General features: G+C 56.8%; 12 protein-coding genes and 1 pseudogene. 4 read left to right on the top strand and 9 right to left on the bottom strand.

Features of this window, described 5'->3' with window-relative positions; genetic code table 11:
- The 8 genes from ACF8AM_RS21555 to ACF8AM_RS21520 all read right to left on the bottom strand — a co-directional run.
- Positions 1-350, bottom strand: a 350-nt coding sequence (locus ACF8AM_RS21555; RefSeq protein ID WP_392557631.1) for a F0F1 ATP synthase subunit gamma, incomplete at its 3' end; no start/stop codon positions are given.
- A gap of 21 nt (positions 351-371) precedes the next feature.
- Positions 372-1,895, bottom strand: a complete 1,524-nt coding sequence (gene atpA / locus ACF8AM_RS21550) for a F0F1 ATP synthase subunit alpha (RefSeq protein ID WP_392557630.1) — start codon at positions 1,893-1,895, stop codon at positions 372-374.
- Positions 1,896-1,969: 74 nt separating this feature from the next.
- Positions 1,970-2,653, bottom strand: a complete 684-nt coding sequence (atpH, locus tag ACF8AM_RS21545; protein ID WP_392557629.1) for an ATP synthase F1 subunit delta — start codon at positions 2,651-2,653, stop codon at positions 1,970-1,972.
- Positions 2,654-2,663: 10 nt separating this feature from the next.
- On the bottom strand, positions 2,664-3,392 hold the full coding sequence (gene atpF, locus ACF8AM_RS21540) for a F0F1 ATP synthase subunit B (protein ID WP_392557628.1): 729 nt from the start codon (positions 3,390-3,392) through the stop codon (positions 2,664-2,666).
- A 10-nt stretch (positions 3,393-3,402) separates the two neighbouring features.
- Entirely contained in the window at positions 3,403-3,660 is a 258-nt protein-coding gene (gene atpE / locus ACF8AM_RS21535; RefSeq protein WP_007327179.1) for an ATP synthase F0 subunit C, read from the bottom strand.
- 281 nt (positions 3,661-3,941) lie between these two features.
- Positions 3,942-4,991: a F0F1 ATP synthase subunit A gene (gene atpB, locus ACF8AM_RS21530; RefSeq protein WP_392557627.1), complete on the bottom strand. Its 1,050-nt coding sequence runs from the start codon at positions 4,989-4,991 to the stop codon at positions 3,942-3,944.
- 26 nt (positions 4,992-5,017) lie between these two features.
- Complete coding sequence (locus tag ACF8AM_RS21525) at positions 5,018-5,422, bottom strand: hypothetical protein (RefSeq protein ID WP_392557626.1); 405 nt, start codon at positions 5,420-5,422, stop codon at positions 5,018-5,020.
- 52 nt (positions 5,423-5,474) lie between these two features.
- On the bottom strand, positions 5,475-5,711 hold the full coding sequence (locus ACF8AM_RS21520) for an AtpZ/AtpI family protein (protein ID WP_392557625.1): 237 nt from the start codon (positions 5,709-5,711) through the stop codon (positions 5,475-5,477).
- 391 nt (positions 5,712-6,102) lie between these two features.
- On the opposite strand from ACF8AM_RS21520, the gene ACF8AM_RS21515 reads away from it, so the two are divergent.
- From ACF8AM_RS21515 to upp, 4 genes and pseudogenes are all read left to right on the top strand, one after another.
- A complete protein-coding gene (locus ACF8AM_RS21515; RefSeq protein ID WP_392557624.1) occupies positions 6,103-7,401 on the top strand; it encodes a DUF4912 domain-containing protein in 1,299 nt (432 codons plus the stop codon).
- A gap of 3 nt (positions 7,402-7,404) precedes the next feature.
- The gene (locus tag ACF8AM_RS21510) at positions 7,405-8,199 is read left to right on the top strand and encodes a ThuA domain-containing protein (RefSeq protein WP_392557623.1); all 795 of its coding nucleotides are present in this window, start codon (positions 7,405-7,407) and stop codon (positions 8,197-8,199) included.
- A 446-nt stretch (positions 8,200-8,645) separates the two neighbouring features.
- Positions 8,646-10,028: pseudogene (locus ACF8AM_RS21505) on the top strand (dihydroorotase).
- A gap of 123 nt (positions 10,029-10,151) precedes the next feature.
- Positions 10,152-10,787, top strand: a complete 636-nt coding sequence (gene upp / locus ACF8AM_RS21500) for a uracil phosphoribosyltransferase (protein WP_392557622.1) — start codon at positions 10,152-10,154, stop codon at positions 10,785-10,787.
- Between the two features lie 371 nt (positions 10,788-11,158).
- Here the strand turns inward: upp and ACF8AM_RS21495 are convergent, their stop codons facing one another.
- Complete coding sequence (locus tag ACF8AM_RS21495; RefSeq protein WP_392557621.1) at positions 11,159-11,617, bottom strand: transposase; 459 nt, start codon at positions 11,615-11,617, stop codon at positions 11,159-11,161.
- Positions 11,618-11,875: the final 258 nt, after the last annotated feature.

Below are 11,875 nucleotides of genomic sequence, written 5' to 3'. Positions count from 1 at the left end.
TCGATGATGACGTTTGGAATCGTTTCGCGAAGCGATTTGATGCGGGGCAGCGCGGTTCGCAAAATCGATGCGTTGTAACCACCGCACAAACCACGGTTGCTGGCCAAAACCAGCACCCGAGTCGTGTTGATCTTTTCGCGTTGTTCCAACAGCGGGTGCTGCACGTCCAACCCGGCGTCCGCCAATCGCGAAACAATTTTGGTGATCTGCTCGGTGTAAGCCGTGGCCGCTGCGGCGCGGTCCATTGCTTTTTTGTACCGAGCCGTTGCGATCAGCTCCATCGTCCGCGTGATTTTGCGGATGTTGCGAATCGACTTGCGTCGTTTATCGAGGGCACGTGCGTTGGCCATGAATCACTCCGCCTTTCGGGTTCAGGCTGCAGGGGTGGCGGGTTTGTAGACAGTCTTGAATTCCTTCACGGCCGCCACGATGCGTTCTACGATCTCATCCGACAATTCCGGCTTTGCGGTCATGTCGCTGATCAACGAAGAATGCTTGTCGTTGATGTACTGAAGCATTTCCTTCTCAAACGTCTGCACTTCTTTGACGGCAACGTCATCCAGGTAGCCGTTTGTGCCCGCGTAAATGCTGATCACTTGCTCGGCGACCGACAGAGGTTGGTACTGGGGCTGCTTGAGCAACTCGACCATGCGGTAACCACGATCCAGTTCGGCCTGGGTCACGGGATCGAGATCCGTTCCCAACTGAGCGAAAGCTTCCAAAGCACGGAAGGCCGCCAGTTGCAAACGCAAACCGCCGGAGACCTTCTTCATGGCCTTCGTTTGAGCCGCACCACCCACGCGAGAAACACTGATACCAGGGTTCATGGCGGGCCGAACGCCCGAGAAGAACAAGTCAGGCTGAACGTAGATCTGACCGTCGGTGATCGAAATCACGTTGGTCGGAATGTACGCCGAGACTTCGCCTTCAAGTGTTTCGATGATCGGAAGGCTGGTGATCGAACCGCCACCGAGTTCATCGGACAACTTCGACGAACGTTCCAGCAAACGACTGTGACAGTAGAAAACGTCACCAGGGTAAGCTTCGCGGCCCGGTGGGCGACGCATCAGCAAGGACATTTGACGATACGCGGTGGCTTGTTTGGACAAGTCATCGTAGACGACCAAGGCGTGTCCGCCGTTGAACATGAAGTGTTCTGCCATCGCGGTTCCGGCATAAGGAGCCACGTATTGCAGAGGAGCCGGTGCACTGGCACCCGCCGCGATCACGGTCGTGTATTCCATCGCTCCGTGACGCTCGAGGACGTCAACAACAGAAGCGACGGCGGAGTCCTTTTGGCCGATGGCGATGTAGAAACACTTCACGCCCTGACCCTTTTGGTTCAGGATCGCGTCGATTGCGATGGCCGTCTTTCCGGTCTTGCGGTCACCAATGATCAGTTCGCGTTGCCCGCGTCCGATCGGGGTCATCGAGTCGATGGCCTTGATACCGGTTTGCAGTGGCTCGGTGACTGGTTTGCGTTCCGCAACACCCGTCGCGATGATTTCCACCGGGCGAGTGACGTCGGTTTGCACGGGACCTTTGCCGTCCAGTGGGTTCCCGAGTGGATCGAGAACGCGACCGATGACCGCATCGCCGGCAGGAACCGACAACAGCGTGCCCAAGGCTTTGACTTCGTCGCCTTCTTCGATCGTCAGGTAGTCACCCAGAATGATGACCCCGACGCTGTTTTCTTCCAGGTTGAAGGCCAGGCCGATCGCGCCATTGGGGAATTCGACCATCTCGCCAGCCATGACGCCGGACAGGCCGTACACGCGAGCGATCCCGTCACCAACTTCCAAGACCGTTCCGACTTCGCGGACGTCAATTTTGTTATCGAACTGTTCGATCTCGGCCTGCAAGACAGAGGCGATCTCGTCGCTATTGAATTTCACTGGACCGTACCGTGTTTTCCGATGGTGGTTTGTGCGTAAATGGTTTGAGGAGGGCGTTCAGCAAACGTGTTGATTCACGAAGATGAACTGAATCGATCCGCGTGTTCCATCAACTGGCGAGCGAAGCCAGCGGAAGCGGATTTGCCAAGTTTGTCCAATCGGCTGGCCACCGACGAATCGAAGACCGTGTCGCCAACTCGGATCACCATCCCGCCGATCAGATCCGCATCCACGGACTCTCGCAGGCGAACAGTTTTTCCGAACCGGGTCGATAGTTGTTGCGTGACTTCTCCGCGAAGCTGTTCCGTCATCGGAATTGCCGTTCGAACTTCGGCCACCAATCGGCCGGCTGCTTCGTCGAACAAATCGACCGCAGCGTCGCGAACCGCGACCAGGTGACCAAGGCGACCGCGTTTGGCCATCACCTTCATCAGCTTGATCAAAGCAGGGTGACTGTTGCCACCAAACAAACGGTCCACCACCCGGCACTTCTCGTCAGCGTCGATCTGAGGCGATTCAAAAGCCAGTTGCAGTTTGGGACTTTGCAACAAAGCTTCGTCACAAATGGCGTTCAGATCGTTGACAACCGCTTCGGTGGATCCATCCGCTTGAGTCGCAGCGAGCAACGCCCGAGCGTAGGTCTTGCCGAGTTTTTCGGCGCCGACGTCAAGGACGGTGGAATGCGAGGCGGTTTCGGACACGTTGGGGGTCTCGTCGGTTGAGCGTCGTAGGAATTTCAGGGAAGGGAGTTTGACCACGTCAATGGCGTCAGTTTTGGCTGGGCAGCCGTTCCATCGATTGACGAATCAAATCCGCGTGGTCATCAGCCGACAATTCGCGACCAACAACACTGCGAGCAACCTGCATGGCCAAGTTGGACGTTTGTCCGGCCATTTCAGCCATCGCAACTTTCTTAGCATTCTCGATGTCCGACAAAGCTCGCTCACGTTGAGCCGCAGCTTCCACTTTGGCAGCATCGACAATCTTCTGGCCGTTGGCTTCGGCGTCGCGGCGAGCATCCGCCAGCATCGTTTGAACTTGGCCGGCGGCCTCATCCAACTTTGCTTGGTAATCGCTCAACATTTGCTTCGCTTCGGCACTGGCCTTTTCAGCCGATTCCAAATCTTCGCGAATCTTTTCTTCACGAGCCTGCAAACCGCCCAAGACGGCTGGCCAAACGAATTTGGACAGAATCGCCAGGACACACAGGAAGATGATCAGATTCCAAATGGCCGATCCGACGTCAAACGACAACAACGGAGTCGCCGCATGGTCTTCGTCACCGTGACCATGTTCTTTTTCGGCGGCTTCATCGTCCCCATGGGCATCACCTTCGTGAGCATGGTCGTGATCGCCATCTTCGCTGTTCGTCGCGTCCGCATGAGCGTCCACCACGGTCACTTCATCTTGTGCTGCCAACGACCCTGCCGGTGAAACCACCAACAGCACCAACGAGGCCAGCAAAGTGAGCGAGCTAATTGCAAGCAAGCGTTTCATCAAATTCGACCTAGCCGCGGCACAACAGAATGAACACCAATGCGATGACGGTTGCACCTTCGATCAGTGCCGCCGCGATGATCATCGCCGTTTGGATACGTCCGCCGGCTTCAGGCTGACGCGACATCGCGTCGACAGCACTGCCACCAATGCGACCAATGCCCAAAGCGGCACCGATAATGATCAATCCAATTCCGATCCCCAGACCCATGCGGCCGAAGTCGTAGGAAGCGATTTCTTGGGCCAACATCATTGCCAGTTCTAACATCTTCAGATTGCTCCGTAAAAATTTTGAGCGAGTGAAAGGGGAAAGGTGTTTTTTGAGTGCGGAAGAATAGTCCAACCAAGTCGAACCGTCATGCCACCCTGCTGCAGTTTCGTCAGAAAGGAGTGGAAAAAGCTTTCCCTCCCAGTCGCCTGACGGCGTGAATCAAAATAGTTTGCGGACTTAGGGCAGTTTCACCCCACTTCCGCCTTGAAAACGAGCGACAAAATGCCACATCGTTTTTCCTCTCTCGGAACGGCCCTTCGCTGTTCCGAGGAAGCCGATCAGGCACCCGCTGGATGACTGGCACCCACAGCAGGACTGATGCGACTGGGATCAAAAATCTTGTCTGGGTCCATTTGGTTGGCATCGGTCATCGCGTCCGGATCGTGATCCAAATCCTCATCATGCTCGTGAGTGGCCATCGCAGCGATGAACAACACGGTCAGGAACGTGAAGATGAAGGCCTGCAAACAGCAAACGAACAGCTCCAACAACGTCAGCGATGTTGCCACCAAAACCACCGGCACGCTGACCGCGTAACCCATGCCCTTGCCCGCTTCCGCGGCCGCGAAAATCAATCCGACAAAAGCAGCAAGCACCAGGTGACCAGCCATCATCGTGCCGAACAACCGCATGGCAAGCACAAAGCATTTGACCAGCAAACTGAGCCACTCAAGCACGTACAACATCAACGCGATCGGCAACATTAAAAGACCGCCATTCCAGCCAATGGGATTGAAGTGATTGAAGAAGTCCTTGGCACTGGTTTCGCGAATCCCGATGAAAATGATCGCGACCAAGGATGTCATCGCCAGCACGCTGGTCAGCGAAAGATTCCCCGTTGCACTGCCGCCCCAATGCGAGAACGCCTGGTTTCCAGTGATCAACTGCAACATGTAGCCAAACGGGATCACTCCCAAAATGTTGGCAAACAAGATGAAAAAGAACACCGTCCAAATGTAGTGAATGTATTTGTCGGTCAGCCCGTGCAAGTTCGGGTAAGCGACCTCATCGCGAATGAACGCGCAGATCGTTTCAAACAACTGCGACAACCGGCCGCGAGTCTGATAGCGGCCCAATCCTTCGCCATGAAAGATGCTGATTTTTCGCGAGCACAACACGCCCGTGATGATCAGCAACAACCCCACGACCGCTGACATCATCAAGTGATTCGTGATGAAAAACTCATAGAAACCATCTCGAACACCCAACGCAGGAACGTCGGTGCCCTCGCCACCAAATGGAATCTTGAGCAACGGCGAATCATGCAACGCGTGCGGACTCGCGTGATCGGTCGGATCGTGACCGGCTGCGGCTAAAAATGGCAACATGACAGATGAATTGGGTCGGGATGATTTCAGGCAACGTCACGGCGAGCGAACCGTGCGATCACAACGACTTCGACGGCCAACAAACTGACGTGCCAGAAAAGCACCCAGGCGGCGGACCAAGTCTCGGAAGCGTCCAAGTAATAACTACTGGCCAAAAACAAAGCAACGGTCCCTACGATCCGAATCAGCATCCCAGCCAGAAAGCCTTGCGTTGCTAGCCATCGATCCGAGCTGATCTGGATCGACATCAACCGCGGAAAGACCGATGCCAGCGCGATCACCCAACTCGCGATCGCCAACTTCCGCCACACCGTCCAGGGACTGACCAGCGACACAATGCCCCAGGTCAAATCACCAAAAAATTGGCCCGCCACCCAACTTCCGAGCGCAAACAGCACGCACAACGACAACCACGCCAGCGTGATCGCCATCACTGTGTTCAAAACGACTCCATATTGTCTCGGTCGCGTCAATGCTCACTGCCTAAGAAGGAAGTTGATTCACCATCAGAATCAGCCGGTAGAACCCCAAGCAGAATCCGACCAGAACGCCAGCGATCGCGATATATGGGGTCTCGTTCCCCATCCACGGATCCAACCAATAGTATCCCATTGCCCCCAAAATGAGTGGAAAGGAAGCCAATTCAAACCCGGCCGAAGCCAACCGCAGCATCGGCTGCGTACTCGACTCCGATTCGCTTTGCCGCTTAGGATCGCCCATCACCCCCCCTTGTAGGCCGTTTGCTCGATTTATTCGCCCGACATCGCTATACTGTCGCCAACTTGATTCTGCTCAATCGCGCCGGCGGTCGCTTGTTCGAAGTTTGCAAAGATTGGACGATCAGTGGGTTTTTGTCACCAAGGCTTCTTCTTTTCGCGTCTCAATCCGGCTTTTCGTCAATCGAACACTAGAACAATGAGCATCCCCTTGCCATAATAGCTGGGCAGCAGATTCCCCCGTTAAGACGCGGTCAGCAACCGATTCTGCCTCCTTCCACAGCGGTTTGGCTGGGTGCACAACGGCATCAACCTGTTGCCTCAAATCAACCATTCACGCCTCGTTGCCCTTGACTGGGAAGTATCGGCAAGGCGTTCATCTCGAGGAGCCCGCCTTGATTAGTACTGTTGATCTACCGTCACAAACCCGTCGCGAATTGGCTGAAATCGCCAAGAACTACGGAATCACAGGCTGGCACTCGATGCGGAAGGACGATTTGATCAGCGAGATCAAAAAGGTCCAGCAACGTTTGCGCCGGAAAGCCGCCAACGAAGCGAAAAAAAGCCGGGCAGGGACTGGTTCCGCGAAAGCGAAGTCCACCGCGAAAACCAGCGAACCACGAGCGGCCGCCTCTCCCAAAAAAGCTCGCTCAACCGCCAGCAGCAAATCCAAATCACCTGCTCGCAAGGCAACTTCCGGCAAAACCAAGGCGACCGTGCGTTCGCGACCGGACGCTCCCATGACCGACCTGACCGAACCCAAGGTTTCCGCGAAAACCGAACGCATCCGGGCTGAAATGCGTCGCCGTCGCGAATTGGTTCAAAAACACAAGGACCTCTCCACCGGCACCTTGGTCGCCGGATCCGCCGTCACCGATGGTGCCCAACGCCATCGCGCCGACGCCCCTCATAAGGACCGCATCGTCCTGGTCGTTCGCGATGCGTATTGGCTACAAGCGAGCTGGGAAATCACCCAAACCAGCGTCCAGCGCGCTCAATCAGCAATGGCCGAAAAATGGCACACCGCGGTCCCAACCCTGCGTTTGCTGGCCGTCGGCGATGTGACCAGCAACAGCGCCGAAACCGTCGCTCGTGACATCACCGTGCACGGCGGCGTCAGCAACTGGTACGTCGATGTCCAAGACCCACCGTCGCGATTCCGCGTCGCAATCGGTTATTTAGCCAGTGACGGTGAATTCCATTGCCTTTGCCGCAGCAACGTGGTCGAAACCCCCGTGCCCGGCGATTGCCAACGTCTCGACGAGCACTGGCAGGACATCGCCGAAGACTACGAGCGAATTTACGCTCTCAGCGGCGGTTACGAATCCCGCAGCAATGACCTGCGAGAAGTCTTCGAGGATCGCCTGCAACGAAAAATGCCTCATCGCAACGAATCAGGCTCGACCACCGGCGACCCATCGCTGCTGCGTCAAACCAAGCTGCGGTTGGACGTCGAAGCCGAACTGATCGTGTTCGGGAAAGCCGACCCAACGGCCTCGGTGATGGTGGGCGGGCATCCCGTCAAACTGCAAAACGATGGTGCGTTCACGGTTCGCATGGAATTCCCCGACAAACGTCAGGTGCTTCCCGTTACGGCCGAAACACGCGATGGTCTTCGCCAACGCACCACCGTGATCGCGATCGAGCGAAACACAAAAGTCATGGACACTGTCGAACTTCAAGAGAACAACTGAGAAATGACCTCTCACTCCACCCTGTCGCGGCGTTTCGCCGCGACTTTTTTGTTGGCATCCGCAGTCCTCTTCTCTGGATTTGCCTCGGCAGACGCCACATCCCCAACCGAATCAGACGACGATTCGCTCCGTGTCCTGATAATCACCAGTGGTTGTTGCCACGATTACGACTTCCAGGCCAAAGCGATTCAGATGGCGGCGACGAAAGCCGGTGTCGATGCCCAATGGACCGTCGTCAATGATGGCGGCAAAGGTACCCAAGCCGAAATCGACTTCTACAGCGATGAAAACTGGGCTAAACCGTTCGACGTCGTCATTCACAATGAATGCTTCGCCGCGACGACCAACCCCGATTACATCCGTCAGATCACGAAAGCCCACCACGCTGGCGTTCCCGCCGTGGTCATTCACTGTGCGGTGCACACCTACCGTGACGCGGAAATCGACGATTGGCGAGAATTCCTGGGCGTGACCAGCCGACGCCATGATCACCAAAGCCACTACCCAGTCAAAGTGGTCGCGAAAGATCACCCGGTGATGCGTGAGTACCCCGCCGCCCACGTGTCCGCCAAGGACGAGCTGTACATCATCGAAAAGGTTTGGCCCAACACGACTGTTTTGGCGACCTCCAAGAGCGAACGCGATGGCAAGTCTCATCCCGTTATTTGGACCAACCAGTACGGTGACGCTCGCGTCTATGGAACCACCTACGGCCACTCCACGGAAACGTTCCAAGACGACGTGTTCCTGGCCAACTTGGTTCGCGGCATGCTCTGGGCCGCCGGCCGCGTCGAGTAGGTTGAGGCCGGCCGCAAAGAGGCCGTGCCGTTTTAAATGCTGCAATGCCAAGCGTTTATCATCACCCTCCCTCTGGGAGGGTCGAGCGAGGGGAGGGTCAGCATTGGATCCAGCGCGGAACCCTCCCCGGCCCGAAGCGGTCCGATCCTCCCAAAGGGAGGGTGAAGTCAATCTGCACGCCCGACGAATTTGGGAGGGGTCGGAAAGCGAGATTTTCGGGGAAGGGCATCACGCGCCGCCTCCCCTCCCGGATCATTCGCGGGTAGTCAACAGCTCATCGCCTCGTCCACCACGTGCCGCTGACACAGATTCGCCTTGCGTTGCTGAAATGGCAGCGAACCGTGGTTCAGGACGCATGGGGTACCGATGGCCTCATGCAACGGTGTTAGACTGGCAACCAAACATTGACACTCGTCCGGTTTGGTCTTTTCAGCTTGGTCTCCTTGATGGCACGCACTCTGATTCGAAACGCACAGGCAGTTTTGCCTGGCGATGGCACCCACAGCTCTTCCGGCACGGTCGACCTTCGTCACGTGCTGATCGAAGACGGCAAGATTCTCGACACGGATGCTTCTTCCACCGCCTCGTGCGATCACCTCATCGAAGCCGACGATCTGTTCTTGCTGCCCGGCGTGATCGATGACCAAGTCCACTTTCGCGAACCCGGTCTGACTCACAAAGAAGATTTGGCAACAGCGTCTCACGCATGTGCCGCGGGCGGTGTGACCACGTTCCTGGAGATGCCCAACACAAAACCACCTGCGATCACGGTGGAAGGTGTCCAAGCCAAAGAAGCCTTGGCCGCCGAAAAGTCATTGGTCAACTATGGTTTCTACATCGGTGCGACACCGGACAACGTGGCCGAGTTGAATGCGGCTCAAAACGTTCCCGGCATCAAGATCTTCATCGGCAGCAGCACTGGCAATCTGTTGGTCGACGAACAAGCCGCCTTGGAACGCATCTTCGCCGAGACGACTCTGCCGATCTGCGCCCACTGCGAAGACTAACCGACTGGGCGAGCCAACGCGGAACGACTCGCGGGCACCACCGACATTCACGATCACTCTCGTATCCGTGATGAAGCCGCTGCGGTGATCTCGACCGCGCGAGCGACCGGGTTGGCCCGTCGGCATCAACATCGTTTTCATGTCTTGCACGTTTCCACCGGCGCGGAGCTTGTGTCGCTCGTCGATCCATCGCCCTATCTGACCGCGGAAGTTTGCCCGCATCACTTGTTCTTCAACGTCGACGATTACGACCGATTGGGTTCCCGGATTCAGATGAACCCATCGATCAAAACCGCGGAAGACAACGCCAAGCTTTGGCAAGCACTGCAAGATGATGTCATCCAAGTCATCGCGACCGACCACGCACCTCACACATTGGAAGAGAAGGCCCAACCCTACCCGCAGTCACCATCGGGTTTGCCAGCGGTTGAGAACTCGCTCGCGTTGATGCTCAATCAATGCAACGCTGGCAAAGTCACACTGCCACAGATCGCGCACTGGATGAGCGATGCCCCCGCGCGGGTCTGGGGCATCACGGGCAAAGGCCGAATCGCCAATGGCTACGATGCTGACCTGGTTTTGGTCCGCATGAATTCCGAACGCACGATTCGCGACGAAGACCAACACACGAAGAACCGCTGGAGTCCCTGGAACGGCGAGACGCTTCGCGGATGGCCCGTGACGACCATCGTGAACGGTTCCATCGTGTGGTCCATCGACGGCGGTTTTCGCGAAAAAATCCGGGGTCAAAAACCCACCTTCGATCACGCCCGCGGCGGTTTCTGGAACACGGCAGACGGAATTGGCCCAACGGCTGGCTGATGGGTTGCACACCCACGCAGGCTTTCTGTTGCTCATTCTGCTTCACTGACTTGATCGATCATCGGCGGACTTCGATCATGCGTTTGCACACCTCACATTCATTCGCCCCTAGCCATCCAAGTCATGTCGCACGTTCACGTTTTGCAGCACCCTTTGGTTTCGCATCACCTTTGTCAATTGCGAGACAAGCGAACGCGACCGTCTGAGTTTCGATCCGCCGTTTCGCGATTGGCGATGTTGATCGGTGTTCGCGCGACGGATGACTTGCCGACCCAACCCGTCACCATTCCCACGCCGGTTGCGGATGCAGCGTGCCATGAATTGGCGGCGGACATCGGGATCGTGCCCGTGCTTCGAGCGGGACTGGGGATGGTCGATCCGTTGTTGGATTTGATTCCCGACGCCTCCGTCTGGCACCTGGGTTTGTATCGCAACGAGCAAACTGCCGAGCCGGTTGGCTACTACGACAAACTGCCCAAGAAGGGCGCACCGAACGTCGCCTTGATACTCGATCCGATGTTGGCCACCGGCGGATCGATTGACATGGTCGTCCGCCGTTTGATGCGGTGGGGTGTCGAAGACATCCGCGTGCTCAGCATCATCGCATCCCAAGCAGGGATGGATCGCGTGGCCAAGGATTTCCCTCAGGTCAAACTGTTCGTGGCGGCCGTCGACCCCAGCTTGAACGAACAAGCCTTCATCGTTCCCGGCCTCGGCGACGCCGGCGACCGCATCTTCGACACACCCCAACACGACTGACAGTTGCGTCAGCACCGTAACCAATTCGCCCAGGCCCAACGGGACGACCCTATTCTAGCCCAGGGCAATGCCCTGGGTTTTCAAAACGGCGCGAATGTCGGAAGCCCCAACGGGGCGGCGCTAACCAGATCGAGTCGCCCCCTTGGGGCTACCGGCCTGATCATTCCGACGGATTCCCAGGGCGATGCCCTGGGCTGGAATAGCAGCGCCCCGTTGGGGCGAAAGAAGAGAGTGCACAATCACTCCGATGTCACCGTCACCGAGACACCCCAGGCCCAACGGGCCGACCCTAATCTAGCCCAGGGCAACGCCCTGGGTTTTCAAAACGGCGCGAATGTCGGAAGCCCCAACGGGGCGGTACTCGTTTGACATCAGTCCCAGACATACCGTTCGTCGATCTCGAGTTCATGCCGTTTGCAGAAGTCTCGGAATTCGTCCTGAAAGGAAAGTTTGCGGTGATGTTTTTCCTGGTTGCCAACGTACTGGATGACTTTCGGGACGTTGGATTGGCTCACGGAAAAGGCTCCATATCCAGTTTGCCAGGCGAACTCGGTCGCGCCTTTAGTTTGGCGTTTGATCCATTTGCTGGTTTCCGTTTTCATGTGCTGAACCACGTCCTTGATCGCGAAACTTCGGCTGAGCGTGAGCAAAGCGTGAACGTGATCTTCCACTCCACCAATTTTGATCGCTGGTGATTGGACGTTGTCACGTAGAACCGTCGCCATGTACGCGTAAAGTTCTGATCGCAAGGTCGCATCCTTCAGCCAAGGAATTCGCCCCTTGGTGGAAAAGACGATGTGCAAATAAACGCGAGCCAAAGACTGCGGCATGGTTCCACCTTGCGAATGGCACAATATTCGAGAGAAACGACGTCCCCGTCACGGAGACGCCACAGGCCCAACGGGACGACCCTATTCTAGCCCAGGGCAACGCCCTGGGTTTTCAGAATGGTGCGAACCTCGGTAGCCCCAAAGGGGCGGCGCTAACCAGATCGAGTCGCCCCCTTGGGGCTACCGGCCTGATCATTCCGACGGTTTCACGTTTCTCTGGGTTGGAATGCGATGCCCCGTCGGGGCGCACGAGGCCTC

The organism is Rhodopirellula sp. JB055, from assembly GCF_043100905.1.
Classification (GTDB): domain Bacteria; phylum Planctomycetota; class Planctomycetia; order Pirellulales; family Pirellulaceae; genus Rhodopirellula.
This window is presented reverse-complemented; position numbering and strand designations above follow the sequence as displayed.

Bases quoted from the DNA above. Each gene is read 5' to 3' on its own strand.
- ACF8AM_RS21525 (WP_392557626.1), bottom strand. From the start codon at position 5,422: ATGGCGATCACGCTGGCGTGGTTGTCGTTGTGCGTGCTGTTTGCGCTC.
- ACF8AM_RS21510 (WP_392557623.1), top strand. From the start codon at position 7,405: ATGACCTCTCACTCCACCCTGTCGCGGCGTTTCGCCGCGACTTTTTTG.
- atpB (WP_392557627.1), bottom strand. From the start codon at position 4,991: ATGTTGCCATTTTTAGCCGCAGCCGGTCACGATCCGACCGATCACGCG.
- ACF8AM_RS21495 (WP_392557621.1), bottom strand. From the start codon at position 11,617: ATGCCGCAGTCTTTGGCTCGCGTTTATTTGCACATCGTCTTTTCCACC.
- ACF8AM_RS21520 (WP_392557625.1), bottom strand. From the start codon at position 5,711: ATGGGCGATCCTAAGCGGCAAAGCGAATCGGAGTCGAGTACGCAGCCG.
- upp (WP_392557622.1), top strand. From the start codon at position 10,152: ATGTCGCACGTTCACGTTTTGCAGCACCCTTTGGTTTCGCATCACCTT.
- atpE (WP_007327179.1), bottom strand. From the start codon at position 3,660: ATGTTAGAACTGGCAATGATGTTGGCCCAAGAAATCGCTTCCTACGAC.
- atpF (WP_392557628.1), bottom strand. From the start codon at position 3,392: ATGAAACGCTTGCTTGCAATTAGCTCGCTCACTTTGCTGGCCTCGTTG.